General features: G+C 71.4%; 26 protein-coding genes and 1 tRNA gene. 12 read left to right on the top strand and 15 right to left on the bottom strand.

Going from position 1 to position 23611, the window contains the following annotated elements; translation table 11 throughout:
- Window positions 1-25: 25 nt before the first annotated feature.
- Together ACFY2Q_RS08970 and ACFY2Q_RS08965 are read right to left on the bottom strand one after the other, a co-directional pair.
- Window positions 26-847 (bottom strand): ABC transporter permease, encoded by an 822-nt coding sequence (locus tag ACFY2Q_RS08970; RefSeq protein WP_387128631.1) that lies wholly within the window; start codon window positions 845-847, stop codon window positions 26-28.
- A 1-nt stretch (window position 848) separates the two neighbouring features.
- Window positions 849-1748 carry an ABC transporter ATP-binding protein gene (locus ACFY2Q_RS08965; protein ID WP_387128629.1) on the bottom strand — a complete coding sequence of 300 codons (900 nt, stop codon included), beginning with the start codon at window positions 1746-1748 and terminating at the stop codon, window positions 849-851.
- Window positions 1749-1904: 156 nt separating this feature from the next.
- Here ACFY2Q_RS08965 and ACFY2Q_RS08960 point away from each other — a divergent pair, with 156 nt between their 5' ends.
- Both ACFY2Q_RS08960 and ACFY2Q_RS08955 read left to right on the top strand, forming a co-directional pair.
- Window positions 1905-2759, top strand: coding sequence for an alpha/beta hydrolase (locus ACFY2Q_RS08960; protein ID WP_387128627.1), 855 nt, complete (start codon window positions 1905-1907; stop codon window positions 2757-2759).
- 51 nt (window positions 2760-2810) lie between these two features.
- A complete protein-coding gene (locus tag ACFY2Q_RS08955) occupies window positions 2811-3956 on the top strand; it encodes a site-2 protease family protein (RefSeq protein WP_387128626.1) in 1146 nt (381 codons plus the stop codon).
- Here ACFY2Q_RS08955 and ACFY2Q_RS08950 read toward each other — a convergent pair whose 3' ends face one another.
- Window positions 3957-5231, bottom strand: coding sequence for an FAD-binding protein (locus ACFY2Q_RS08950; protein WP_387128624.1), 1275 nt, complete (start codon window positions 5229-5231; stop codon window positions 3957-3959). It abuts the gene before it with no gap.
- Window positions 5228-5998, bottom strand: a complete 771-nt coding sequence (locus ACFY2Q_RS08945) for a hypothetical protein (protein ID WP_387128623.1) — start codon at window positions 5996-5998, stop codon at window positions 5228-5230. Before ACFY2Q_RS08945 ends, ACFY2Q_RS08950 begins: the two co-directional genes overlap by 4 nt.
- Before the next feature lie 101 nt (window positions 5999-6099).
- Between ACFY2Q_RS08945 and ACFY2Q_RS08940 the strand changes: the two genes are divergently transcribed.
- Entirely contained in the window at window positions 6100-6315 is a 216-nt protein-coding gene (locus tag ACFY2Q_RS08940; RefSeq protein ID WP_387128622.1) for a hypothetical protein, read from the top strand.
- Here ACFY2Q_RS08940 and ACFY2Q_RS08935 read toward each other — a convergent pair.
- The 4 genes from ACFY2Q_RS08935 to ACFY2Q_RS08920 all read right to left on the bottom strand — a co-directional run bounded on the left by ACFY2Q_RS08935 (window position 6312) and on the right by ACFY2Q_RS08920 (window position 9189).
- On the bottom strand, window positions 6312-7241 hold the full coding sequence (locus ACFY2Q_RS08935) for an LLM class F420-dependent oxidoreductase (RefSeq protein WP_387128621.1): 930 nt from the start codon (window positions 7239-7241) through the stop codon (window positions 6312-6314). The genes ACFY2Q_RS08940 and ACFY2Q_RS08935 overlap by 4 nt on opposite strands.
- A 39-nt stretch (window positions 7242-7280) precedes the next feature.
- On the bottom strand, window positions 7281-8318 hold the full coding sequence (locus tag ACFY2Q_RS08930) for a hypothetical protein (RefSeq protein ID WP_387128619.1): 1038 nt from the start codon (window positions 8316-8318) through the stop codon (window positions 7281-7283).
- Window positions 8318-8587, bottom strand: a complete 270-nt coding sequence (locus ACFY2Q_RS08925; RefSeq protein WP_387128617.1) for a hypothetical protein — start codon at window positions 8585-8587, stop codon at window positions 8318-8320. The genes ACFY2Q_RS08930 and ACFY2Q_RS08925 overlap by 1 nt, the downstream gene beginning before the upstream one ends.
- Before the next feature lie 386 nt (window positions 8588-8973).
- Entirely contained in the window at window positions 8974-9189 is a 216-nt protein-coding gene (locus ACFY2Q_RS08920) for a Uma2 family endonuclease (RefSeq protein ID WP_387128615.1), read from the bottom strand.
- A gap of 3 nt (window positions 9190-9192) precedes the next feature.
- Here ACFY2Q_RS08920 and ACFY2Q_RS08915 point away from each other — a divergent pair, with 3 nt between their 5' ends.
- Window positions 9193-9618: a hypothetical protein gene (locus ACFY2Q_RS08915; protein WP_387129146.1), complete on the top strand. Its 426-nt coding sequence runs from the start codon at window positions 9193-9195 to the stop codon at window positions 9616-9618.
- Between the two features lie 32 nt (window positions 9619-9650).
- Here the strand turns inward: ACFY2Q_RS08915 and ACFY2Q_RS08910 are convergent, their stop codons facing one another.
- Window positions 9651-10928 (bottom strand): RNA polymerase sigma factor, encoded by a 1278-nt coding sequence (locus ACFY2Q_RS08910; RefSeq protein ID WP_387128614.1) that lies wholly within the window; start codon window positions 10926-10928, stop codon window positions 9651-9653.
- Complete coding sequence (locus tag ACFY2Q_RS08905; protein WP_387128613.1) at window positions 10925-11305, bottom strand: YciI family protein; 381 nt, start codon at window positions 11303-11305, stop codon at window positions 10925-10927. Before ACFY2Q_RS08905 ends, ACFY2Q_RS08910 begins: the two co-directional genes overlap by 4 nt.
- Window positions 11306-11527: 222 nt before the next feature.
- Here ACFY2Q_RS08905 and ACFY2Q_RS08900 point away from each other — a divergent pair, with 222 nt between their 5' ends.
- Genes ACFY2Q_RS08900 through ACFY2Q_RS08880 form a run of 5 tightly spaced genes read left to right on the top strand, consistent with a single transcriptional unit; the run spans window position 11528 to window position 15582 of the window.
- The gene (locus ACFY2Q_RS08900) at window positions 11528-12079 is read left to right on the top strand and encodes an RNA polymerase sigma factor (RefSeq protein ID WP_387128612.1); all 552 of its coding nucleotides are present in this window, start codon (window positions 11528-11530) and stop codon (window positions 12077-12079) included.
- Entirely contained in the window at window positions 12076-12882 is an 807-nt protein-coding gene (locus ACFY2Q_RS08895) for a hypothetical protein (protein ID WP_387128611.1), read from the top strand. The genes ACFY2Q_RS08900 and ACFY2Q_RS08895 overlap by 4 nt, the downstream gene beginning before the upstream one ends.
- 11 nt (window positions 12883-12893) lie before the next feature.
- A complete protein-coding gene (locus ACFY2Q_RS08890) occupies window positions 12894-13694 on the top strand; it encodes an ATP-binding cassette domain-containing protein (RefSeq protein ID WP_387128610.1) in 801 nt (266 codons plus the stop codon).
- Entirely contained in the window at window positions 13691-15013 is a 1323-nt protein-coding gene (locus ACFY2Q_RS08885; RefSeq protein ID WP_387128609.1) for a hypothetical protein, read from the top strand. Before ACFY2Q_RS08890 ends, ACFY2Q_RS08885 begins: the two co-directional genes overlap by 4 nt.
- Window positions 15010-15582, top strand: coding sequence for a hypothetical protein (locus ACFY2Q_RS08880; protein WP_387128608.1), 573 nt, complete (start codon window positions 15010-15012; stop codon window positions 15580-15582). Before ACFY2Q_RS08885 ends, ACFY2Q_RS08880 begins: the two co-directional genes overlap by 4 nt.
- Before the next feature lie 28 nt (window positions 15583-15610).
- On the opposite strand, the gene ACFY2Q_RS08875 is transcribed toward ACFY2Q_RS08880, so the two are convergent.
- Both ACFY2Q_RS08875 and ACFY2Q_RS08870 read right to left on the bottom strand, forming a co-directional pair.
- Window positions 15611-16333, bottom strand: a complete 723-nt coding sequence (locus tag ACFY2Q_RS08875; RefSeq protein WP_387128607.1) for a hypothetical protein — start codon at window positions 16331-16333, stop codon at window positions 15611-15613.
- Between the two features lie 669 nt (window positions 16334-17002).
- The gene (locus ACFY2Q_RS08870) at window positions 17003-17191 is read right to left on the bottom strand and encodes a hypothetical protein (RefSeq protein ID WP_387128606.1); all 189 of its coding nucleotides are present in this window, start codon (window positions 17189-17191) and stop codon (window positions 17003-17005) included.
- A 272-nt stretch (window positions 17192-17463) separates the two neighbouring features.
- Between ACFY2Q_RS08870 and ACFY2Q_RS08865 the strand changes: the two genes are divergently transcribed.
- From ACFY2Q_RS08865 to ACFY2Q_RS08855, 3 genes are all read left to right on the top strand, one after another.
- Window positions 17464-18195: an LPXTG cell wall anchor domain-containing protein gene (locus tag ACFY2Q_RS08865; protein ID WP_387128605.1), complete on the top strand. Its 732-nt coding sequence runs from the start codon at window positions 17464-17466 to the stop codon at window positions 18193-18195.
- A 152-nt stretch (window positions 18196-18347) separates the two neighbouring features.
- Window positions 18348-18671, top strand: a complete 324-nt coding sequence (locus tag ACFY2Q_RS08860; RefSeq protein ID WP_387128604.1) for a hypothetical protein — start codon at window positions 18348-18350, stop codon at window positions 18669-18671.
- 748 nt (window positions 18672-19419) lie between these two features.
- On the top strand, window positions 19420-19761 hold the full coding sequence (locus ACFY2Q_RS08855) for a hypothetical protein (protein ID WP_387128603.1): 342 nt from the start codon (window positions 19420-19422) through the stop codon (window positions 19759-19761).
- Window positions 19762-19959: 198 nt separating this feature from the next.
- On the opposite strand, the gene ACFY2Q_RS08850 is transcribed toward ACFY2Q_RS08855, so the two are convergent.
- From ACFY2Q_RS08850 to ACFY2Q_RS08840, 3 genes are all read right to left on the bottom strand, one after another.
- Window positions 19960-20036 (bottom strand) — tRNA-Ile (locus tag ACFY2Q_RS08850).
- A 223-nt stretch (window positions 20037-20259) separates the two neighbouring features.
- Window positions 20260-21498, bottom strand: coding sequence for an FAD-dependent oxidoreductase (locus ACFY2Q_RS08845; RefSeq protein ID WP_387128602.1), 1239 nt, complete (start codon window positions 21496-21498; stop codon window positions 20260-20262).
- Window positions 21488-23611: an MMPL family transporter gene (locus ACFY2Q_RS08840; protein ID WP_387128601.1), complete on the bottom strand. Its 2124-nt coding sequence runs from the start codon at window positions 23609-23611 to the stop codon at window positions 21488-21490. Before ACFY2Q_RS08840 ends, ACFY2Q_RS08845 begins: the two co-directional genes overlap by 11 nt.

The following is a 23611-nucleotide window of genomic DNA, read 5'->3' as shown; positions in this document are numbered from 1 at the left end:
GGTTCACGCTAGCGGTCGCCGGCCGTCAGACCCGCGCGGTGTCCCGGCGGAACAGCCGGGCCGCGCCGAAACCGAAGGCCAGCGCCCAGAAGAGGATGTTCGCCACCTCGGCCACGCTCACCCCGTCGCCGGTCAGCGGCGCTCGGGACAGCTCGCCCAAGCCGTACACCGGGGTGAACGTGGCGACCTGCTGCAACACGTGCGGCAGCACGTCGAGCGGGACGAACAGCCCACCGAACATGGCCAGCACCGCCAGGATCGGGCCGAGGAACTGCATGACGTTCTCGGCCGGCACCAGGTAGCCGATGAAGAGACCGAACGCGGCGAAGACCAGCGAGCCGACCCAGGCGGCGAGCCCGGCCAGCAGCCAGACGTACGCCGGGAGGCGCACACCGGCCGCGGCGCCCACCAGGAACTCGACGACGACCGCGAGCAGGCCGAGGGTCATCGCGGTGACCAGTTTCATCGCCACGTACGCGGCGGGCCGCAGCGGGGTGAGCCGCAACTGCCGGCTCCAGCCCAGGGCCCGTTCGGTGGCGACCGCGCCGCCCGCGCTTGTGGTCGCGACCATTGCCGCGTACACGGCCAGGCTGATCATGATGTACGCCGTGACGGGCCGGCCGTTGTCCAACGACTGCCCGCGCTGCGGCAGGCCGAAGATGAGGAAGAAGACCGCCGGCATGACGAGCGTGAAGGCGAGGGTGCGCCGGTTGCGCAGCACCCTGCGCAGCTCGATGCCGAGGACGCCCGGGGCGAAGCCACCCAGGGCGGGCAACCGGCGGTCCGGCCGGTCAGGTCGGCTCGGCTGGCCGGGCTTGTCGGTCTGGATGGCGGGCAGGGTGGTCATCTCAGGCTCCGGTGCGCTCGGTGGTCAGGGCGAGGAACGCGTCCTCAAGGTTGCGGGAGGTGATCTCCACATCCCGGGCGGTGGTCCGGGTGAGCAGGTGTCGGGCGATCGAGTCCGAGTCGCCGGTGCGCACCAGCACGCTGTCGCCGCGCACCTCCACGGCGTCCACGCCGGGCAACGCGGCGAGCGCGGCCTGGTCGGCATCGGGCAGGGTGGCGCGCACCGTACGGCCGGCGGCCAGGTTCTTGATCTCCGCAGTGGTGCCGTCGGCGACGATGCGCCCATGCCGGACCAACACGATCCGATCGGCGTACGCGTCCGCCTCGTCCAGGTAGTGGGTGGCGAAGATGATCGTCCGGCCGTCCCGGGCGTCACGACGCAGCGCCTGCCAGAAGTCCCGGCGGCCCTCGACGTCCATCCCGGTGGTCGGCTCGTCGAGCACCATCAGGTCCGGGTCGGGCAGCAGTGCCAGCGCGAAGCGCAGCCGCTGCTGCTGGCCGCCGGAGCAGCGGCCGACCACCCGGTCGGCGATATCCGCGATGCCGGCGCGTTCCAGCACCTCGGCGGCCGGGCGGGTGTGCCGGTAGAAGTGGGCTGTCATCCGCACCGTCTCGCCCACGGTGAGGTCCTTGAGCAGCCCGCCGGTCTGGAGTACGGCGGCGATCCGACCCCGGGCCACCGCGTCGCCCGGGGTGCCGCCGAAGACACGGGCCGTGCCCGCGTCCGGGCGGGCCAGCCCGAGCAGCATGTCGATGGTGGTGGTCTTGCCCGCACCGTTGGGGCCGAGGAAGGCCACCACCTCGCCGGGCTGCACCCGCAGGCTCAGCCCGTCGACAGCGGTGACCGCGCCGAAGGTCTTGGTGAGGCCGTTCAGCTCGACGGCCGGCTGCGTACGTGTCATGCATTGATGCTCCGGCGGCGCGGGACGTGACACCCGGAGCGGTCGTCACGTTCCCGCCATGACATTTGTCAGGGGACCGGGCGGCAGCGGGGGAGGAATTCCGCGCTCGGGAGCGGGTAACCGCCCGGCCGGACACAGCGACACCGGGAGGACGCGATGGGCGCCACGCCGCAGGGCCGAGTCGACACGGTCGTACTGATCCACGGACTGTGGATGACCCCGCGCAGCTGGGAGGGGTGGGTCGACCGGTACACGGCGCGGGGCATGCAGGTCCTCGCCCCAGCCTGGCCCGGCATGGACCAGTCGGTCGAGCAGTTGCGCGACGATCCGACCCCGATCGCCCAGCAGAGCATCGCCACGATCGTCGCGCACTACGACCGGATCATCCGGGCGCTGCCGCGACCGCCGATCATCATGGGGCACTCGTTCGGTGGGCTGTTCACCCAGATCCTCGTCGACCGGGGCCTCGGCGCGGCAGGCGTTGGCGTGCACCCCGCCCCGCCGAAGGGGGTGCTCAAGGTGCCGCTGAGCCAGCTGCGCTCCGCGTTCCCGATCCTGCGCAGCCCCGCCAACCGGCACCGGGCCGTCCCCTTCACCGAGGACGACTTCGCCTACACCTTCGGCAACACGATGAGCCGCGCCGACTCCGACCGGGCGTGGCAGCGCTACGCCGTCCCAGGAGCCGGGCGGGTGCTCTTCGAGAGCGTCTTCGCCAACCTCGACCCGCGCTCGCCCGCCCGCATCGACAACGGGCGCAACGACCGCGCGCCACTGCTGCTGATGTCCGGCGGACAGGACCACGTGGCGCCGGCGACAGTGGTGCAGTCCAACGCGGGGCTCTACCAGAAGTCCCGGGCGCTTACCGCGTACGAGGAGTTCCCCGACCGGTCCCACTTCACCGTCGGGCAGGACGGCTGGGAGCGGATCGCCGACTACGCACTGGACTGGGCGCTGCGCGCGGCGGCTCTACCCAGGGAAGCGACAGTCGCCAGCGAGAGCCCTCGCCGCTGAGCCTCGGCCGGCCGCCTGCATGAGCACACCATCCGCGGGTATGAGTCGGGGATGAGGGCGAGCTTCCGACTTGGTCGGATCGCGGGTGTGCCGGTCGGTGTCAACTGGAGCGTTCTGGTTATCTTCGCCTTGATCGCCTGGGGGTTGGCCGCCAACCAGTTCCCCCGCTCGTATCCTGACCGCTCCCCGGTGGCGTACGCCATCGCGGGGCTGGCAGCGGCGGTGGTCTTCTTCGTCGGCCTGCTCGCCCACGAGGTGTCCCACGCCGTGGTGGCCAAGCGCAACGGCCTGACGGTCGAGGGCATCACGCTGTGGCTGTTCGGCGGCGTGGCCGAGTTGCGGGGCGAGCCGCGCGACCCGGGTGCGGAGTTACGGATCGCGGGCGTCGGCCCGCTGGTCAGCCTGCTGCTCGGCGCGTTCTTCGGCGCCATCGCGGTGCTGCTCGCGCTTGCCGGGCAGGGCGGGCTGCTGCTCGGGGCGCTGGCGTGGCTGGCCGGCATCAACGTACTGCTGGCGATCTTCAACGTGCTGCCTGCCGCACCCCTGGACGGCGGCCGGCTGCTCCGCGCCGCCGTCTGGAAGGCCACCGGCGACCGGACCCGGGCCTCGGTGGTCGCCGCCCGGGCCGGCTGGGTGCTCGGCGCGCTGCTTATCGGTCTCGGCCTGTGGCAGTTCCTGTCCGGCGTCGGCTTCGGTGGGCTGTGGCTGGCGTTGATCGGCTGGTTCCTCATCGGCGCTGCCGGGATGGAGGAGCGGCAGGCCCGCACCGGCAGCGCGCTGCGCGGGATCCGGGTCGCCGACGTGATGACCCCACAACCGCAGACCGCCTCGGCGGACATGACGGTCGCCGACTTCGTCGACCACTACCTGTTCGCGTACCGGCATTCGGCGCTGCCGCTGACCGAGGAGGGCCGCCCTACCGGGCTGGTGACCCTGGATCGGGTACGGGGCGTACCGGCCGACAGGCGGGCGTCGACAACTCTGGCCGAGGTGGCCTGCCGGGCTGACCAACTGGTCCTCGCCCAGCCGGGGGAACAGCTCAACGACCTGCTCCCACGGCTCAGCGAGTGCGCCGACGGCCGGGCCCTGGTGGTGACCGACGACGGTCGCCTCACCGGCATCATCTCCCCCAGCGACATCAGCCGAGCAGTTCAGCGAAGCACGCTGCGCACCCCGGCCGCCGCAAACTCCCGGTGATCAGCGGGGGAAGTAGTGGTCCAGCAGGTCGGTGCGGAACTTGCCCTTCGGGTCCAGGTCGGTCAGCAGGGCGGTGAAGTCGGCGTACCTCGGGTAGCGGGCGGCCAATTCGGCCGGATCGGTGACGAAGACCTTGCCCCAGTGCGGGCGCGGCCCGAACGGGGCCAGCCGCGCCTCCACCTCGACAAGCACCGGCAGCACCGCAGCGGCGTCGTCGACCCAGGTGAAGTGCACCGCGAGGCTGTCCCGCAGGTGGTTCGGGCTGAGCCACAACTCATCCGCCGCCACCGTACGCAGCTCGCACACCTGGAGCACCGGGGCGATCAGGTGCGCCACGTCCCCCAGCGCGGCGAGCGCCTCCATCGCCGAGGCGCGGGGCACGTGGTACTCGGATTGGAGTTCGTCGCCGCTGCTCGGGGTGAAGCCGAGCTTGAAGTGCGGCAGCCGCTCGTGCCACGGGCCGGGCACACCAAGCTGGACTGTGCAGTTTTCCGCAGGCATCCCGAGCACCGGGTGCCGTGGCTCGTCGGCGGCCGTGGTGCCGAGCCAGTCCGCCTCCGGAGGCGACTGGTCCACCACCTGCTTGCGCCACACCTCCCGCAGCGTCGGCGTACGCCAGTCGGTGAAGACACTCACGCTGTACGCCGAGCCGAGCGCCTCGTCCAGCGCCTCGGGGGCGAGGTCGAGGCGGACGAACTGGCGCAGGTCGAAGGTCGGCACCAGGTCCAGGGTGACCCGAGTGACGATGCCGAGCGCGCCGAGCCCGACCACCATGCCGGCGAACGTGTCGTCGTCGCGGTCCACGCGCAGCAGGTCGCCGTCGGCGGTGACCATTTCCAGGGCGGCGACGGAGGTGGCGAGGTTGCCGTGGGTCTGGCCGGAGCCGTGGGTGGCGGTGGCCACCGCGCCGGCCACGGAGATGTGCGGCAGCGAGGCGAGGTTCGCCAGCGCGTACCCCTGTGTGTGCAGGTGTTGGGCGACGTCGCCGTAGCGCAACGCGCCGGCGACGGTGACCTGCCCGCGCTCCCGGTCGATCTCGATCGTCGGGGGCAGGCCGGCGAGGGTGACCAGGTCGCCGTCGGTGTCGCCGAGGCGGTTGAAGGAGTGCCCGGTGCCGACCGCGCGGATCCGGCTGCTGCCGGCGACGAGCCGGCGCAGTTCGTCGGTCGTGGCGGGTCGGTGGAACTCCCGCGCGGCGTAGCGCACGTTGCCGGCCCAGTTGCGGCGCGGCACGTCGGCGGCGGCCGGCGGGCCGCCCTGTCCGGGGGCGGTCACTGCGTGGTCCTCCGGTCGGTGGTCGGGTGGTCGGCGAGCGCGGCGGCGAGGGCGTCAAGTGCCGTGTCGGCCTGGAGCCCGCCGTACCCCCGCTGGGCGATCGGCAGGCCGGCCGCGCAGGCGTGTTCGATCTCGTCGCGGGCGGCCTGCCGGGCCTGCGCGTCACCGGACAGCAGCGCGTCCTGGCCGCGTCGGATCAACTCGTCGACCCGGTTCATCTGGTAGCCGCGCAGGCCGACGGGCAGGTCCGGGTCGGCGAATGCGGCACGGCGCTGCGCGGGCAGGTCCACAAAACGACCGCCTGCGTAGCGGGCGAGCGCGGCGGCCACCTGCTCGGGCTGCTCCCGGATCTGGTCGAGGACGAGCAGCTCGATCGCGGGCCGCCCGTCGATCGGGTGGCGGGCGGTCACGGGCTCGACCGGCACACCCGGCGGGGGCACCAGCAGCAGGCGCGGCGGGTCCGGACGGCCGTCCCGTCGGGGTGGCTCGTCGAGGACCAGCGCGTCGACCTCGGCCCAGGCGATCGACCGGCGCAGGCCCGGACGCCGGATGGTAAGCCCGTCCTCGCCGATCCTGAACCGGAACGGCCGCAGGGCGCTGACCAGCGCCGCGACACCGAGCGCGACCGCACCGAGCGCGATGATCGTCCGGAGCAGGGCGCCGTCGCTGGGCACGGCCAACAGCACCACCCCGCCGAGTACGCATACCAGGGCGAGCAGTCGGGACCCCCGACTCCGGCGCAGCTCCACGCTCGGACCCCCGTTCATGACCGTGGCGTCGCTCTCCGCATCCTCCGACAGACCAGACGCCACGGACACCGGACGATCGGGCACGGTTGTTCTCACCATCGTCGGGGAACCCTACGCCCATGAGCAGCTACCGTGACCCGGCCCCGCGCGGCGACGTGTTCCCCTCCGAGGAGGAGCTGGACCCGACCGGCAGCGCGATCGAGCCGGCCAGCGCCCCACCGGATGCGCGGTGGGCGAGCCACCCGTCGCCCACGCCCGGCCCCCGTCCGACACCCGCGCCCGCGCCCGCCCCGACGCCCGTACCAGCGCCGGGGCCGCCGCCGCGCGAGCCCTAGAGGTTGGCCATCACCTCGGTGGCGACCAGCTCGAGGTGGTCCAGGTCGGCCAGGTCCAGCACCTGGAGGTAGAGCCGCTGGCTGCCGATCTTGGCGTACCGGCCGATGGTGTCCAGGACCTCGTCGGGCGTACCGGCCAGGCCGTTGGCCCGCAGCTCGTCCGGTTCGCGGCCGATGGCGGCGGCACGCCGGGCCACCTCGGCGTCGTTGCGCCCGCAGCACAGCACCAGGGCGTTGGACCAGACCATGCCGGCCGGGTCCCGGCCGATCTCGGCGCAGGCCGCGCTGACCCGCTCGAACTGCGCCGCCGTGTCCGCCACCGAGGCGAACGGCAGGTTGAACTCGTCGGCGTAGCGGGCGGCCAGCCGGGGGGTGCGCTTCGGGCCCATCCCGCCGAGCAGGATCGGCGGTCGGGGCTGCTGCACGGGCTTGGGCAGTGCCGGTGAGTCGCGGATCGGGTAGTACCTGCCGTCGTACTCGAACCGCTCCCCCGCCGGGGTGGACCAGAGGCCGGTGATGACGGCGAGCTGCTCCTCCAGCCGGTCGAACCGCTCCCCCAGCGCCGGGAACGGAATGCCGTACGCGGTGTGCTCGTCGGCGTACCAGCCGGTGCCGATGCCCAGCTCCACCCGACCGCCGCTCATCTGGTCGACCTGTGCCACGGTGATCGCCAGCGGGCCGGGCAGCCGGAAGGTGGCGGCGGTCATCAGGGTGCCGAGCCGGATTCGGCTGGTGTCCCGGGCCAGGCCGGCGAGCGTGGTCCACGCGTCGGTGGGGCCGGGGTCGCCGCTCACCCCACCCATCTTGAGGTAGTGGTCGGACCGGAAGAACGCGCCGTAGCCGGCGTCCTCGGCACAGCGGGCCACCGCGAGCAACTGGTCATAGGTGGCACCCTGCTGCGGCTCGGTGAAGATCCTCAGTTCCATTCCCCGAGCATAGGTAGCCGATCGGCGGGCCGCGCGCGGTCAGACGTACGGCCTTGTGGCGTACGCGGTCCGGAGCGCGGCAAGCCCGGCCGCCCTCGGCGACAGGGTGCCCCACCCGGAGTTGAAGTAGTTGGTCCTGGCGATCCGCGGCCCGCGCTCGGCGTTGAGCTGGGCGATGGCCGCCGGGACGCTGGCGATCCAGGCGGGTTGGTTCGGGATCTCAGCCGACCGCACCCCCCACTCCGCGATGATCACTGGTCGGGACAGTGCCACCGGGCCGAGGTCCGCCACCGCCCAGTCCTTCGTACGGCGGAACCGGGCCAGGGCGGTGTCCTTGGCGTCTGTGGCGTACGCGTTCCACTGGAGGAAGTCCAGCCGGGACATCAGCGACTCGGGGTGGGTGCGCTGGAAGCAGGCCCGGTCGAAGCCGCCGAGACCGATCGAGAAGGTCGTGCCGGCGGGCAGTGTGCGGGCCTTGAACCAGGTGAGGATGTAGTTGACCGCCTGCACCGCGCGGGCGTCCGACTCGGCCCACGTGTAGGCCTTGCCGCTCTCGGTGGTGCCGAACTCGTGGTCGGTGTCCAACTCGGAGGCGAGCTGGATGTTCACCCCGAAGCCGAGCGTCCGATACTGCGCAAGGGCGCGGTGCAGCAGCCCGTCGCACTGGCCGGTGACGACCTGCGTGTACCCGTACGCCTTCGGCCACCCGGTGCCGGGGCGTTGCTGGATGGTCATCGACGGCGCCGGCACGGTGTAGGTCGTGCCGTCCACGGTGAAGGTCTGCGGCCCGGTGTCCGGGGCGCCGTAGTGCTTCAACTCCAGCACCATGTTCATCTGCACCGCGGCCTTGCCCAGGTTGACGAGCCAGGGCCGGTTGTAGCCGGGGAAGGTGTATCCGTCGGCGAAGCTGCGGTACTGGGTGAGGGAGCGGAAGTTGCCGCCGGCCATGTCGGCGGTCGGGTCGGCGCCGCCGGACAGGTAGTAGCCACCGAGCACCGGCTGGCTGAGGTTGTAGTCGGCGGCGGCCGTCGTGGTGTGTCCGGCGGCGTCGCGAACCTGGACGGTGACCCGGGGCATCACGCCACCGCCCGGTACACGGCCACCGAGCCGTTGTCGGAGACCCGGGTCCAGGTACGCCCGGAGTTGTCGGTGACGGTCACGGCGAGCGGGTCGATGACGGCGCTGACCTTGACCGGCGCGCTGCTGTTGCCCTGCGCGTCGGTGACCACGATGGTGACGGTGAGCGATTTGGTGTCGGTGTCGGAGTACGTGACGGTCAGCAGCATCTGGTCACCCGGCGCGAAGACGGATGCGTTGAGGGCTGCGGTCACGGTGGGAGCGGCCATGTCGGGCCCCTTCTGGCTCGGTCGCCAGGGCTCGGCGCGCGGTTGAGCGACACCGGACCCGGCGGGGTCCACAGTGCGAAAGGCCGGCGGGGCACGGGGACGGCAGGAAGCCGTTGGGCGGCGTCGCCTGACTGTCGGCAGTGCCGACGTCCTCGTCCCGCTGGGCGGAAGCACCGCTGCGGGCGCCCGCAGGGGTGTGTGGGTTGGGGCGGCACCGGTGCGGACGATGTTGTCCCCGCCGGTCCGGAGGGTTGGGATGTGGCCCGCCACCCGTCTGCCTCCACCTGCCCCAAGCGTGCTCTACCAGGGGCTTTACCGTCCAGTCCGGATCACGACAGCGCCCACCGGGCCTCCCGGGGCGCCGTGGTGCGGCGGTAGAAGAGCACTCAGTCGAGGTGGTCGGCGGGCGCGGTCTGAAGCAGCCAGGCAAGTGGCATCCGCGCCCGCTCCTCGTAGGCGCCGTCCCTCGCCAGCCGGTGCAGGGTGACCGTCTGCGCGCCGTCCCGGTCCACGACCCAGTACTGCGGGATCCCCACCGACGCGTACTCGCGGACCTTGGTCACCGAGTCCATCGCCTCCGAACCCGGCGAGACGATCTCCACGGCGTGGCCGGGACGACGCTGTTCGCCATCGGTTGCCTGGCGCGCTGTCTGCCGTGGTGGCCGGTCACGGTTGTCGGCGCTGTGGTCGCCGGTGTCGGCCTGCCCTGGACCCTGGTCGCCGCGGTGACCGCCGTGCAGACGCACACGCCGTCGGCGCTGCTGGGGCGGGTGTCCGCGACGGCCAACACCGCGATGTTCGGACCTCTCGTAGCGGCGATCCCACTCGGTTCCGCGGCCGTCCACCTGGGCGCCCGCCCGCCGCTCCTCGCCGCCGTGGCGATCTGCCTGTCGGCCGCGGCCGCCACCTCGGACGGCAGGGCCAGACCACGACATGGCTGCCCGAGCCGCTCCTCGCCGGGGATCGGACGCTCGGTCCGGTCGACACCGTCGACAAGCGCGAATCGTGACAACGGCGGTCCCTCACCCTGATGCAGCGGTTGTCGGCCCGACGCCGGGCGCCGTCAGCCGGCGAGCTGGTCGCGTCGCCGGGTGAGGTAGGCCCGTTCCGCCGGGTTGCCGGCAAGACCGATGGCCCGGTCGTACGCCTCCCGCGACTCGCCGCTGCGCCCGAGTCGCCGCAGCAGGTCGGCGCGTGCGGCGTGGAAGGCGTGGTAGCCGTCCAAGGCCTCGGCGAGCCGGTCGACCTCGGCGAGCCCGACGCCGGGGCCGTCGATTTCGGAGACCGCTACCGCACGGTTGAGCCGCACGATCGGCGAGGGGTCGAGCAGCAACAGACGGCCGTAGAGGGCGACGATTGTGGACCAGTCGGTGTCCCGGGCCGATGGGGCGTCCGTGTGAACCACGTTGATCGCGGCCAGCAGCTGGTAGCGCCCGGGCAGGTCACCGCGGGTCGCCACCGCCTCGATTCGCTCCCGTACCAGGGCGTTGCCCTCGGCGAGGAGGGTACGGTCCCAGGCCCCCCGGTCCTGCTCGTCGAGGGTCACCAGCTCGCCGGTGCGGGACACCCGCGCGTGCCGCCGGGCGTCGGTGAGGAGCATCAGGGCGAGCAGGCCGGTCACCTCGCCGTGGTCGGGGAGGAGCGTCCGGAGCAGGCGGCCGAGGCGGATCGCCTCGTCGGTGAGGTCGCCGCGCACCGGGTCGTCCCCCTCGCCTGCGAGATAGCCCTCGTTGAAGACGAGGTAGACGACCGCGAGCACGCCGGCGAGGCGCTCGCGGATGTCGTCGGCCGACGGCACCCGGTAGGGAATGCGCGCCCCCTTGATCTTCGCCTTGGCGCGGGTGATCCGACGTGCCATCGTGGTCTCCGGCACCAGGAAGGCGCGGGCGATCTCTGCGACGGTGAGGCCGCCGAGCAGGCGCAGGGTGAGCGCCACGCGGGCCTCCACCGCGAGCGCCGGGTGACAGCAGGTGAAGATCAGCCTGAGCCGGTCGTCCTCGACCGGGCCGGTCGGCGCGGGAGGGGTGTCGTCGAACATGAGCCGGGCCGCCTGGTGCTTGGCGTCGCGCTGCGCCTCGCGACGCAGCCGGTCGATCGCCTTGCGGCTCGCGGTGGTGGCGAGCCAACCGCCGGGATTCGGGGGTACGCCCTCGCGCGGCCACCGCTCCGCAGCCGACGCGAACGCCTCGGCCGCCGCCTCCTCGGCCACATCGAGATCGCCGAAGCGGCGCGCGAGGCCGGCGACCACCCGCGCCCACTCCTCGCGGTGGGCACGGGTGATCGCCTGCTCGATGGTGGCGGTGGTCGCGGGCTCCGGGCTGTCGGCTTCCTGGGCGCTCACCGCTCCCCGGAGCCGTCACCCCGGGCCATCCCCGCGCTTCGGAACCGGTGCACCTCCTGCGGCCAGTCGAGCACGGTCGCGAGCCGTCCAGCCCAGTATCGCGCCGCCTCGTCGTCGGGCACGTCCACGACGACGAAGCCCCCGAGGTGTTCCTTCGTCTCGACGTACGGGCCGTCGGTGAAGACGGGCTTGCCGTCGACCGACTCGACACCACACACCGCGGTGGACCGGTCGAGCCCACCGTTTGTGAAGATCAGCACGCCCTCGGCCTGCATCTCCGCGATCAGGGCATGACTCACCCTGGCCTTCTCGCGCAACTCCTCCGCCGTGTGCTCGGGCACCCACTCGTCGTTGAAAGCGATCAGGTACTCCGTCATGGCCGTCTCCTCTCAGCCCCCGCGACGGGAGCCGCCCCGATTTCTCGTGTGTGGCCCAGCCGGCCGCACACTTGCTCCACGAACGGTTGCGCCTCGATACGACACCATCGGCGGAAACTCCTCTTCAAGACGCACCGACGTATCGACTGAGGAAAGGACGAGTGTGGCGGCGATCACATCATCGCAAGACCCCATCACGCGGGAGCAGTCGTCTTACCCCATGTGAGACGAAGCCTGGATGCGGCCGACGAGCAGGAACTCGTGCGCCGCGTGGCCCACGGCGACCGGCGGGCCTTTGACGAGCTGTACAGGCGTACGGCGCCGTGGTTGGAGGTGCGGCTGCGCCGCCGCTGTGCCGACCCGGACGTGGTCGCCGACGTGCTCCAGGAGACCTACCTGGCCCTCTGGCGGGCGGCCGGCAGCTTCGCCGGCGACCACGTCAAGGGCAGCGCCGTCGGTTGGTTGTGGACAATCGCCGCGCACCGCCTTGTCGACGCGTTCCGCCGTCGCGCCCGGCAGGCCCGGATGCCGCAGGTGCACCCGACCGACACCGTCGTGCCCGCCGCGGAGGACGAGGTCCTGGCCGGCCGCGTCGGGCAGGAGCTCGAACAGGCCCTCGCCGTCCTGCCGGCCGAGGTCCGCGCGGTGCTGCGGGCCACAGTCCTCGACGGCTTCTCCGTCCGCGAGACGTCGGTGCTGCTGGGCGTACCCGAGAACACCGTCAAGTCCCGGGTCCGCCGAGCCCGGATCGCCCTGCGGGAGGCCCTGTCATGACCACGCATCCCACCCTGAGCGAGATCGACAGCTACGCCGAGGGCGGCCCCGGGCTGGACGAGGCGACCGTCTGGTCGATCGAGGTGCACCTGGAGAGCTGCGCCGACTGCCGCGCCCGCCTGGCCGGCAGCACCACTGCCGCGTCGCGCGCCCTGATCGCCCAGGTCGCGGCAGCCGTCGACCGCGACATCGCCGCCGGCCCACGACCACGATCCAAGACTCTCTTCGGTACGCCGGTGCGGCAGCGCTGGTTCGTGGCGGCGCTGCTGCCCTGGGTCGCCATGACCGCCGCAGTGCTCGGCACCGCCGCCCTGCTCACGCAACTCCTGCCCGAGATGCCGTCGTTCGTGGTGCTGCTCGCGCCCCTGGCGCCGCTGCCCGGTGTGGCGGCCGCCTGGAGCAGACGCGTGGACCCGGCCTGGGAGCTGGTCGCCGGCACCCCGTCGGCCGGCCTGACGATGCTGCTGCGGCGTACCGCAGTCGTGCTTGTCCTTGTCATCCCGGTGCTCACCGTGCTCGCCGCCTTCGGTGTGAGCCGGGCGAACCCCGCGCTACTGCTGTTGCCGTGTCTGGCCTTCACGGCTGCCACGCTGCTGCTCGGCTCCCTCGTGGGCGTCCAGCGCGCGGCGATCGGCCTGATGGCGGCCTGGGCCGCCGCGGTGGTCGCCCCCAGCCTCGTCACCGCCGAACTGCCCGTGCTGCTCGAACCCGCCGCCACCGGCGCGTGGGCCCTCCTCACGGTCGTACTGGCCGCCCTGACCCTGCTGCGCGCCGACAGTTTCCGGCGCCTCACCTCGTTCTGAGAGGAACCACAATGCGAGCGGTGAGCACGGCGGAGACGACCGCCACCACCCACCCCTGGGCCGTCCACGCCGAAGCGTTGAAGGTGCGCGCCGGGCGCCACCTGGCCGTCGACGGGCTCGATCTGAGCCTGGGCACCGGCGTCCACGGCCTGCTCGGGCCCAACGGCGCGGGCAAGACGACGCTTATGCGCGCCCTCGCCACGGTGATCAAGCCGTCCGGTGGCCGGCTGACAGTGCTCGGCTGCCCCGTCGACGGCCGCGCCGACCTGCGGCCGGCCCGGCGTGCGCTGGGCTACCTGCCGCAGCACTTCGGCTACTACCCGCGGTTCACGGTGCGCGAGTTCGTGGCGTACATGGCCTGGTTGAAGGAGATGCCGAAGGCCGACATCCCGGCGGCCACGCAACGCGCAATCGACCGGGTGGGGCTCAGCGCCAAGGCCGACGCCCGGCTCAAGACACTCTCCGGCGGGATGCTGCGCCGGGCCGGCGTCGCCCAGGCCATCGTGAACGACCCGCAGGTGCTGCTGATGGACGAGCCGACCGTCGGCCTCGACCCGGAGCAGCGCCTCGACCTGCGCGAGCTGCTGCGTGACCTGGGCACGGACGCCTGCGTTCTGGTCTCCACCCATCTGGTCGAGGACGTGGTGGCCGCCTGCACCGAGGTGGTGCTTGTCAACGAGGGCCGGCTGGTGTGGCAGGGCACGCCTACCGCGCTCGCCGCACAGGGCGACGACAGCCATGCGGGCGACAGCCCCGCCGAACGCGGCTACTCGGCCCTGCTGCGCTCCCACCGGGCGGAGGTCGCCCAATGAGCATCCTGCGGATCGAACTGCGCCGCTCCGCCGCGCTCGGCGCAGCCCTGCTCGCGTTGACGGTCGGTGTGGCCACTCTCTACCTCGCCCGGGGGCGCTGGTCGGACGGGTGGTTGTCCCTCGCACTGACCACGAAGGAATACATGATCCTGCTGTGGCCGATCGCCCTGGCCGCCGGCGCGTGGCAGGGCCGCCGCGAGCACCGCGCCAAGGTCGGTGAGCTGTTCGACACCACACCCCGCTCACCGTTGCGGCGGATGCTGCCGGTGCTCGTCGCGATGGGTGCCGCACTCGGGCTCGCCTACGTGCTCGTCGTCGTCGCGGGCGGCGTGCAGCTCGCCTCGACCACCGGCTACTTTCCGCCGGACGTCGTCGCCATCGTGCTTGTCGGCGCGTTCTCTCTGGTCGCGGCGACCTGGCTCGGCCTGGGCATCGGGCGGCTGTTGCCCGCACTGGTGACCGCCCCCGTGCTCGCCGTGGCCGGTGTGCTGCTTGTCTTCTTCACAGCGATCATGCAGCCGGACTGGATGGCTGCGGTGCTGTCCCCCGCCTACGGCAGCGGCTCGTTCTATCCGTTCCAGACCATCGACGCGGGGGTCACCGCCGCGCTCGCCATCTGGATGGTCGGGCTCGCGCTGACGGGCGTACTGCTGCTGGTCGCCCGGAACCCACGGGTCTGGCTGGCCGCCGCGCTGCCGGTGCTGCTCGGCTTCGGCGCCGCAGCGGCGATCGTCCCCCGCGACGAGGCCGCTCTCGTCGCACCGGTCGATCCGGTCGCCCGCGAACTCGTCTGCACCGACGACGCGCCGAAGGTCTGCGTCACCCGGATCCACGCCAACGTGCTCGACACCCTGACCCCGCTCGCCCGCGAAGGGCTGGCAGTTCTCGCGAAGCTGCCGAACGCCCCCACCCAGGCGCACGAGGAGCGGCGGGCCTACCTCATCGAAGGTGCGCCGGCGCGTGACCTCGGCGTCGTCACGGTTTTCGTCCGGATCGACGAACGCGGCGGCCTGGCCCATCCCGACGTCGTGGTGCCCGAGATGGTCTTCGGTCTGGGCATCGGGTACGCCGACACGCGCTGCGAGCGCAACGGCGCGGTCGAACGGGCAGCCGCCTACTACCTGCTCGGCAGGCAGCCGGTCTCCGCCGTCGAGGAGATCCCCGAGGTGTTCGAGGAGGATCCGGAGATCACTGCCGAGGCTGTCGCGCTGTGGCAGGGGCTGCGGAAGCTGCCGGAACCGGAGGCGCTCTCCCGCGTGACGGCGGTACGCGACGCGATTCTGGCCTGCCGCGACAGCACCGGGCTGCTGTCGCGGTGACCCTCCACCTGCGCGCGCGACGCGTACCCCTGGCAGTGGCCGCGTCCGTCGGCGCCGCCGCCCTGATCTGGGCGCTGTGGCTGACCCTCGCCAAGGAACGCGACGCCATCCTCCTGATCGTCGTGCTGACGATCGTGCTGATGGTGTCGGTCCTGTCGACAACGCTCGCCGCCCCGGACGAGGACCTGGAGCGCACCGCGTCGCTGCGCTGGCCCTGGCGGCGAGCCCTGCACCTGCTTGCCGCGCTGGCGCTGGTGCTCGTCGTACTCCTCGCCACACTGCCCACCGACGCCCGTTTCGGCCCCGCCGCGCTGGTGCTCCGCGACACCGTCGGCCTGCTGGGCCTGACCGCCCTGTGCGCCAGCGTCATCGGCGCGACCCGCGCCTGGTTCCTCCCGCTGGGCTGGACTGTCGTCGCCGCCATATTCCCGCAATCGGGCACGTGGGGCGCCCTCGCCACGTGGCAGGGCCAACCCCATACCAGCCGGCCCGCAGCGGTTGTCGCGGCCGTCCTGGCGGTCACGGGCCTGTTGACGTACGCCATCATCGGAGCCGCCCGGCGCGAGTGAACTCGGCGCCGGCCACGCTACGGAAGGGCTAACCCTCCCTTGTGCCCTGGATCTTCGCCAGTGCCGCGGCGAACTCGGCGTCGGTGAGCGCGCCACGCTGGTGCTGCCGGGTCAGCGCGTGAATGTCCCGCCGCTGGTCAGCGGTTGGGCCACCACGGGTGACGCCCGTCCGGCCGACTCCGGCGGACGGGCTCGTCGTCCCGGCACCGCCGGTGCGGGGCCGCGCAGGCCCACCGGTCTGGCCGGTGTGCCGGGGCTGCTCGTCGCGGTGGTGTGCCCGCAGTGTCGCCAGGATCTCGTCGTAGTGCTCCGGCCAGGTGGCCAGCCGGCCCAGTTCCGGCCGGAACGTGAACGGCCGGAGCAGGTCACCGCGCTGGAGCGCGGTCTGGACCGGGGCCCCGTCTGTGCGCTCGATGATGATCGCGGAGCGGCCCATGTCCAGACCCGCGATGGTGGCGATGCCGCTCTGGATGGCCGTCACCGATTCCCAGGGCACCGTGGTCGTGTGGAGAAGGGTTCGGGACCGGATGCCGCCCGCGCTGACGTAGACACCGAGCATCGCCTGCCGTAGGGCGACGGCGGCACACACGACCAACCACGCCCCGACAAGGATCGCAACCGGCGCGGGAACCGGGCGCTCGCGCACGTACACGATCGCGAGGAACGTGGCGAAACCAACCACCCCGACCAGCCCCAGCATCGCGAAACCGGTCGCGGCATCGAGTGAGTACGGACGCTGCCACCTACCCATATCGCCATGGTGAACGACAGCGTCAACGTACGACTTCGGCAAGCCGATCGCGTGGCCGCGCACCGCACCAGGTCAGTGGGGCGCAGGGATCGTTTGCGATCTGTCGGTGGGCGACGTCGCTGACAGGCCTATGCCGTACGCCCCCTCTTCGCCACCCATGTCCCGCAGAACGCGACCACAAACACGAGAGCGGCAAGCATCCAGGCGAGCCACGACGAACCGCCAGGGCGCACGACGGTCCATACGACGATCAAGGACCCGATCACCACGACCGCCAGGGCTACCAGATAACCGATGCCGGAGGCGCTCGCCGGAATGGACAGACGAGACCCCGAGGCCTTCCCCGCGATACGGCTTGTCACTCCCACAAACAGGGATGCGGCGACGAGAGAGAGGCCCCCGACCTGCTGCGGCAGAAGCGCAGTTGCCACGATCGCGGCTCCTGCGATTACTCCGATCGTCGCGTAGTACCACGGAACGACGGGCCGACGGTCAGCCACATTCGACCGGGTGGACGAATCCTGTTCTTCCGCTGGGGCGGGGCCCATAGCCGTAAGCCAACACCTGGGCCCTTACCGAGTCAAGGGTCCCGGCTCAGCGTCCGTCGTCCACCACCTGGCGGACGACAGCGCCGCGGCAGCAGCGCCCCGTCACGGAACTCGCGTCCCATCAGATGCTCGACATGATCCCGCGAGTCAATGGCGGCGGTAGCGTCATTCCGGTAGCCAGCGGAGCCAGCGCCTCCAGCAGGGTCGCACCGATCCGGCTGTCACGCAGCTCGGGCACCACATACACCGACTGGACGTCGCCGCTGCGCCGAAGCCGCCGCGCGGGCGTGGGTACCCGGTCAGCGATCATCAGTCATGCCATTCCGACCACGTCGCCGTCCACCTCCGCGAGGAATGGCAGGTGGGACGACAGATGGTCGGCGACCCGTCGCCGAACCGGCCGATGCTCATCTTGCAGGACGGGCCGGGGCGACCCGGTGACGCGGAAGATCAAAATGCCCGCCCCGCCGACCTCCCCGATTCGTAGCCTCGACGCGGGGCCGGTCACGGATGGGGCAACGACCTGGCGTGAGTGACAGGTAATCTCTCCACGTTTGGTTTGAAACGGGGAGGAAGATCCACATGCAATGGAAGCTGCCGGCCGGCGTCATAGTGGCGCTGGTCTTTCTGGTTCCGGCGGCGCCGGCGATGGCTCAACCCGAGCCGCCGGTGCTGAACGGGGCCTGCCAGACAGTCGAGCGCAAGGTCTACAAGGACATCCGCGAGCTTCTCACCATCGACCTGGATACCGCCACCGATACCGAGGTGCGTGTGTTGACCGGTCAGATCCTGACCGCGGCGAACGCCGACTCGTTGCCGGTGCTACCTGACATCATTCAGGAGCGCCTCGACGGCACCGCGGATGATCTGCGCGCATTCCTCAAGGCGGACGTGCAGAAAGCTTGGTCAACGGCTCTGCGGATCACGGCGGTCCGGACGTTGACGGACGCCGGTGCCAACGTGAAGGCGGCCGCGCAGAAGGCCCTTGACGAGGCGACCATCGACGCGTACCTGGCTTACCTGAACAACGGCCTGTACGTCGCACGTGCGCTCGACTGCGCGGCCCAGCCCACACCGACGGCGACGTCTCAGCCCACGCCCACACCGAGCACCACGCCCAGCGCCACGACGACCGTCGCACCCGCTCCTTCTTCCTCCGCCAGCCTGGGCGCCACCGACGGCGGCGGGGGCGGTGGGCTGCCCGTCACCGGCAACGACACCGCGACCGTGGCCGGCATCGGCAGTGCGCTTCTGCTCCTCGGCGGCGCTGGCTACCTGATCGGACGCCGACGCCGTTCCCGTTTCGTCGCATAGCCCGCTGAACGCGCCCGGCCCGATGTTCCGTCGGGCTGGGCGCGATCGGGCTGCTTGTCGGCTCATGCGGCCCTCGACGCGCTGTCGGCCGTCCTGCTGCCCAGCACCAACTGCTGCAGGATCAGGCGAAGGCTGCTGGCAGTCCTGTCACGATGACCCTCTACCGACGCGCGACGCGTACCCCTGGCACTCGCCGCGTCGGTCGGCGCCGCGGCCCTGATCTGGGCCTGTGGCTGACCCTCTCCAAGGACCGCTTTCCGTACCGAGGGGCGGATCAGGCCGACCCGAAGGAGGCCGCAGGGCTCGCTGAGAGGGTGGCCGGGCAGCGCCGGCGCGGGCCCGACACCGCCGTCCCGTCGCTGGCCACACAGGACCGGATCATCGGCATGCTCGGACCTCGCATGATCGAACTCGCCGGACGACGAGCCGCTGGCATCCGCCCGTTCCCCGTCACACCCGACCGCATCCGGGGGTGAACCACATCTGCCGGGTCCCTGCCGCCGTTCCTCTACTGTGCGGGCGTGGCCGGATTGAATGGTGACGAAGCAGACCTGCCTCGGGGTATCGAGTAGCCGTTGCGACCTTTAGGGTTGCACGATGCAGTCTTTCGCTGTCTGGTCGTGCGGAGTTCTCGCTGGACTTGCGATCTCCTGGGGCCTTGCGGTGCTCATCACGGGGCGGGCGCCGAGGCGCGAAACGCGACGCTTTCACTCCGTCACGGACTACGGGTATTACTGCATCGGGCTGGGGGTCGCGCTCGGCCTTCTCAGTTTAGGAGCGGCAGTCGACGGTTGGGGTCTGCTCTTCACCTTGGCAGGCCTTGGAGCCCTTGCGCGGCTGAACGTCCGCTTGTTCCGTTCCCACCGAACCACGTGACGCTGCGGCCTGGGAGTTAGAAGAAGATCGCGGATGGCTGGTGGCCTGGCTGTCTGCCTGGTCGGCCCGTCCGCAGCTGTCGGGCAGGGTCGGCGTTGGTCGGCGGTCTTGGCTGTACGGATGGCTGTACAGCTACCTTCTGATCGGTAGGACCGTCCGGTATCCACGGGCACCTGGCTCGCCTCGCCACTAAAGTCGCGGCTGTCGTTCATCGAGGGACGGCCGTGGCGGCGCGGCTGGGTCAGGCTGAGGTCAGGAGGCAGCCGCTTACGGGTTGCCGCCGGAGGCCGCCTGAACTGGCCACTGTGCCGTTCCCCCTGGCTTCTATCTCCAGTACGTTGGTCAACGATGGAATTCACCGCCGTGCTGAAGTCGATCCTTGTGGCCATTGTCATCGTCTCAGGGCTCGGGGTTCTCTTCTTGATGGGTTACCCGTCACGCTTCGGGGTGGCCGATCGAAGCGAAGCTGAGCGCGCGGCAATGATTGAGACCGACCGCCGACATCATCGTCTGGTTAACCGGGGAATGTCAGCAGTCATTTCGATCATCACCGGCGTGCTCGCTGTAGCCATCCTCGCCGGTCCGGCGGACAAGCAATCAAGCGGGCTTCTTATGGCGGCAATGTCATTGGTCAGTGCTGCTGTGTTCGTGCTGCTCATTCGCCGGGATCGGAAGCGGCCTAGGGTTTAGAAGAAGATCGCGGCTGGCTGGTCGGGACATGGCGCTCCTGGTCAGCCCGTCCGTCGGTGTCGGGCGGCGTCGACCACAGTCCTGGCGTGCATCGGAGTGGATCAACAACATCAGGGGTGAAGGAGCGGAGAGCGTCGGTCCGGACCTCGATGCGGTCCGCCCGGGTCATCGACAGCATGGCTGACCAGGGAAAACGGCTGGTGGGGCGGGCGGGACTCGAACCCGCGACCGAGGGATTATGAGTCCCCTGCTCTAACCGGCTGAGCTACCGCCCCTGACACCGCGCCGGATCTTATCCCGCTCGGTGGATCATAGGCCAGCAGCGATCCGGCCCTACCTCATCACCGCCGCCGTCGCTTGAGCAGCACGATGGGCAACGCGAGGATAACAGTGGGCAGCCGGCCGACAGCGATGACGCCCCAGAACCACTTCCCTGTCGGCGGCGAACACGCAGCAGCGGTGATCAAGCGTCCCGCTTTCCCGGTCCTCCAGCGCGGGCTACATCGCGCGCAGCTCCTCCAGGACCGCCCCGGCGGCGCGCCACCCGCTGGCGAGCGCACCCTGGATGGACGGGCTGTCCCGGTGGTCACCGGCCACGAACAGGCCCTCCCCCAGCGCTACCGGTTTACGCAGTCGCCCCTGTGGTGGCGGCGCGGCGGGCAGCGCGTCCGGGACTGCCACGGTGGTGAGGTGGGTCCAGTCGGCTGTGGATCGACCGTACAGCCGGGTCAACTCGGCCCGGATGGTCGGCTCGGGCGGTGCGGTCGGGCCGACCACGGAGGTGGCGACGAGATGGCGGCCAGCCGGCGCGTAGGTCGGTGCGGCGTTGCTGAGCACTGCCGTGTTGGCGACGATCTCCCGTCGGTCGCCGTCGACGAGCAGGATCGGTTCGGCCAGCGGCGGCTCGGGTGCGCTGTGGTAGTAGGTGGTGTAGCTGTGCATGCGTACCCTCGCCAGGGCCGGCAGCAGCGCGGCCGCGGCGGGCGGGTCGACGGCGACCACGACGGCCCGGCAGTGGATCTCGCCGGTCTGGGTGCGGACCAGGCGGGGCGCGACCTGCGCGACAGGGGTGTCCAGGTCGAGCAGGTCGGCCGGCAGCGGGTCGGCGACGGCCCGGGGCAGCGCGGCCATCCCCTCGGCGGGCACGCCGATCCGGCCGCGGGCGAACGAGCGCAGCACCATCGCCAGCACGTGGCTGGAGGTCGCCAACTCGCGGTCGATGAACACACCTGACAGGAACGGCCGCAGCAACTCCTCGATGATCGCGTCGGAGAGGCCGGCCCGGCGCAGCGCCGTCTCGGTGGTGGTTTCCGGCGCGGCGAGCAGCCTGGATACGGGCAGTGTGGCGCAGCCGGTGGCGAGCGCGGCGAACCGCACCCGGTCGAGCAGCGAACCGATGCCGGCCAGAGCGGTGCGTGGCCCGCCGGTCGGTTCGCGCACCGGGTTGACAAGCCGCAGCAGGTCGTCGCCCTTGCGCACCAGCACCCCGGAGGTGAAGTAGCCGAGGTTCAGCCGCTCGGTGTCGAGCAGCGTGCCGAGCCTCGGGTAGGCGGTGTTGAGCACCTGGAAGCCGCGATCGATCAGGTAGCCGTCGACCACGTCGGTGGCGACCCGGCCGCCGAGCCGGCCTGCGGCCTCCAGCAGCCGCCAGGGCACACCGGCGCGGTGCAGCCGGCGGGCGGCGGCGAGGCCGGCGAGGCCGCCGCCGACGATGACCACGTCGGTTTCAGCCGGCATCGCGCGCCTCCCGCTCACCGTTCGCCCGGGACAACCGGCCCGGCCACCAGATTTTCGGCCCGATGTCGTACGCGAGCGCGGGCACCAGCAGCGACCGGACCACGATCGTGTCGATGAGTACGCCGACCGCGACAGCGGTGCCCAGCTCGACGAGCACCACCAGGGGCAGGACGGCCAGGGCGGAGAACGTCGCGGCGAGCACGATCCCTGCGGAGGTGATCACACCGCCGGTGACGGCGAGGCCGGCGAGCACACCGGCCCGGGTGCCGCGCTTGACCGACTCCTCGCGGACCCGGCTCATCAGGAAGATGTTGTAGTCGATGCCGAGGGCGACCAGGAAGACGAACGCGAACAGCGGAAACGACGAGTCGACGCCGGGAAAGTCGAAGACGTGGCGGAACAGCAGCGCGCAGAGGCCGAGGGTCGCCCCGAAGCTGAGCAGTACGGTGGCGATCAGCAGCAGCGGGGCGAGCAGTGCGCGGAGCAGCAGTGCCAGGATGACAGCGATGACCACCAGCACCACGGGGATGATGACGCTCTGGTCGCGCTCGGCGGCGTCCGAGGTGTCCACGTTGATCGCTGTGAAGCCGCCGACCACCGCGTCCGCGCCGGGCACCTGGTGTACTGCGACACGCAGGTCGCGGATGGTCCGCTCGGCGCCGTCGCTGTCCGGCTCGTCGGCGAGCGTCGCCTCCAACTCCACCCGCCCGTCGACGACCTTCGGCGCGGCGTTCGGGTCGGGTGGGCCGGTCTGCGAGCCGCTGGTAAGCGGGCGGACTGACGCGACGCCTGGCACACTCTGCGCCACCTGGGCCACCTGCCGGGCGGTCTGCTCCGTGGTGAAGATGGTGGCCGGGCTGCCGGTGCCGGCCGGGTAGTGCCGGGAGATGACCTCCTGACCGTCCACCGAGTCGGTGCGCTGGGTGAACAGGTCGGACTGGCCGAGGGTGGTGGCGCCCAACTGGGTGAGGCCGAGCGTGAGGACGGCCAGCACGACGGCGGTGCTCAGCCAGATCGGTCGGGCATGCCGGGCCACGAAGCCGGCGATGCGGCTCCAGATGCCGTGCTCGGCGCGCGGGTCGGCCTGGTCCTCCTGCGGCCGGCGGGGCCAGAACGCCCAACGGCCGCCGAGCACCAGCAGCGCGGGCAGGAAGGTGAGCATCACCAGCAGGGTCGCGGCGATGCCGATGGCGGCGACCGGGCCGAGTGCGCGGTTGGAGTTGAGGCTGGACAGCAGCAGGCAGAGCAGGCTGACGATGACAGTGCCGCCGGAGGCGATGATGGCCGGCGCGGCACCCTTCCACGCCGTGCGCATGGCGTCCCAGGCGCTGTGGTGGCGGTGCAACTCCTCGCGGTAGCGGGCGATCAGCAGCAGCGCGTAGTCGGTGCCGGCGCCGAAGACCAGCACGGTGAGGATGCCCTGCGCCTGCCCGTTGAGTTTGACGATGTCGGCGTCGGCGAGCAGGTAGACGAATACCGACGCGAGGGCGTACGACATGCCTGCGGCCAGCAGCGGAAAGATCCAGAGCACCGGGCTGCGGTAGACGACCAGCAGGATGATCAGCACCACCACGAGGGTGACAAGCAGCAGTGGCCCGTCGATGGCGGAGAAGACCTCGATCAGGTCGGCGAGCAGGCCGGCCGGGCCGGCGACGTTCACGCTGAGCCCGTCCCGGTCCCCGCCGGCGATGTCGCGCAACCGCTCGACGACCGAGCCGATCTCCTCGCCCTCGGCGTCGTCTACAGGCACGACGACCTGTAGCGCCTGGCCGTCCTCGCTGGGGATCGGCGGGGGCAGCGGGCTGACCACGCCGGGCACCTGGGCGAACCGGGCGACGTCGGCGCTCACCCGCTGCCGGTCCGCGTCGGTGATGCCCGAGGTTCGCTCGTAGACGACAAGCGCCGGGACGGTCTCGCGGTCGACGAATCCGGCCGCGAGATCCTGTGCGCGGGTCGCCTCGGCGTCGGTGGGCAGGAAGGCGGCGTTGTCGTTTGTGGAGACCTCACTCAGCCGCCCGGCGTACGGCCCGGCCACGCCACCGATCACCAGCCAGGCCAGTACGACGGCCACCGCGATCAGCGTGGCCCGGCCGAAGCCTCCTCGTCCGGACAT

This window comes from Micromonospora sp. NPDC000316 (assembly GCF_042898885.1).
Taxonomy (GTDB): domain Bacteria; phylum Actinomycetota; class Actinomycetes; order Mycobacteriales; family Micromonosporaceae; genus Micromonospora.
This window is presented reverse-complemented; position numbering and strand designations above follow the sequence as displayed.

Coding starts and splice junctions, on each gene's coding strand:
- ACFY2Q_RS08970 (WP_387128631.1), bottom strand. CDS start 847: ATGACCACCCTGCCCGCCATCCAGACCGACAAGCCCGGCCAGCCGAGC.
- ACFY2Q_RS08965 (WP_387128629.1), bottom strand. CDS start 1,748: ATGACACGTACGCAGCCGGCCGTCGAGCTGAACGGCCTCACCAAGACC.
- ACFY2Q_RS08960 (WP_387128627.1), top strand. CDS start 1,905: ATGGGCGCCACGCCGCAGGGCCGAGTCGACACGGTCGTACTGATCCAC.
- ACFY2Q_RS08955 (WP_387128626.1), top strand. CDS start 2,811: ATGAGGGCGAGCTTCCGACTTGGTCGGATCGCGGGTGTGCCGGTCGGT.
- ACFY2Q_RS08945 (WP_387128623.1), bottom strand. CDS start 5,998: ATGAACGGGGGTCCGAGCGTGGAGCTGCGCCGGAGTCGGGGGTCCCGA.
- ACFY2Q_RS08940 (WP_387128622.1), top strand. CDS start 6,100: ATGAGCAGCTACCGTGACCCGGCCCCGCGCGGCGACGTGTTCCCCTCC.
- ACFY2Q_RS08935 (WP_387128621.1), bottom strand. CDS start 7,241: ATGGAACTGAGGATCTTCACCGAGCCGCAGCAGGGTGCCACCTATGAC.
- ACFY2Q_RS08930 (WP_387128619.1), bottom strand. CDS start 8,318: ATGCCCCGGGTCACCGTCCAGGTTCGCGACGCCGCCGGACACACCACG.
- ACFY2Q_RS08925 (WP_387128617.1), bottom strand. CDS start 8,587: ATGGCCGCTCCCACCGTGACCGCAGCCCTCAACGCATCCGTCTTCGCG.
- ACFY2Q_RS08905 (WP_387128613.1), bottom strand. CDS start 11,305: ATGACGGAGTACCTGATCGCTTTCAACGACGAGTGGGTGCCCGAGCAC.
- ACFY2Q_RS08895 (WP_387128611.1), top strand. CDS start 12,076: ATGACCACGCATCCCACCCTGAGCGAGATCGACAGCTACGCCGAGGGC.
- ACFY2Q_RS08890 (WP_387128610.1), top strand. CDS start 12,894: ATGCGAGCGGTGAGCACGGCGGAGACGACCGCCACCACCCACCCCTGG.
- ACFY2Q_RS08885 (WP_387128609.1), top strand. CDS start 13,691: ATGAGCATCCTGCGGATCGAACTGCGCCGCTCCGCCGCGCTCGGCGCA.
- ACFY2Q_RS08875 (WP_387128607.1), bottom strand. CDS start 16,333: ATGGGTAGGTGGCAGCGTCCGTACTCACTCGATGCCGCGACCGGTTTC.
- ACFY2Q_RS08870 (WP_387128606.1), bottom strand. CDS start 17,191: ATGATCGCTGACCGGGTACCCACGCCCGCGCGGCGGCTTCGGCGCAGC.
- ACFY2Q_RS08865 (WP_387128605.1), top strand. CDS start 17,464: ATGCAATGGAAGCTGCCGGCCGGCGTCATAGTGGCGCTGGTCTTTCTG.
- ACFY2Q_RS08860 (WP_387128604.1), top strand. CDS start 18,348: ATGACCCTCTACCGACGCGCGACGCGTACCCCTGGCACTCGCCGCGTC.
- ACFY2Q_RS08855 (WP_387128603.1), top strand. CDS start 19,420: ATGGAATTCACCGCCGTGCTGAAGTCGATCCTTGTGGCCATTGTCATC.
- ACFY2Q_RS08845 (WP_387128602.1), bottom strand. CDS start 21,498: ATGCCGGCTGAAACCGACGTGGTCATCGTCGGCGGCGGCCTCGCCGGC.
- ACFY2Q_RS08840 (WP_387128601.1), bottom strand. CDS start 23,611: ATGTCCGGACGAGGAGGCTTCGGCCGGGCCACGCTGATCGCGGTGGCC.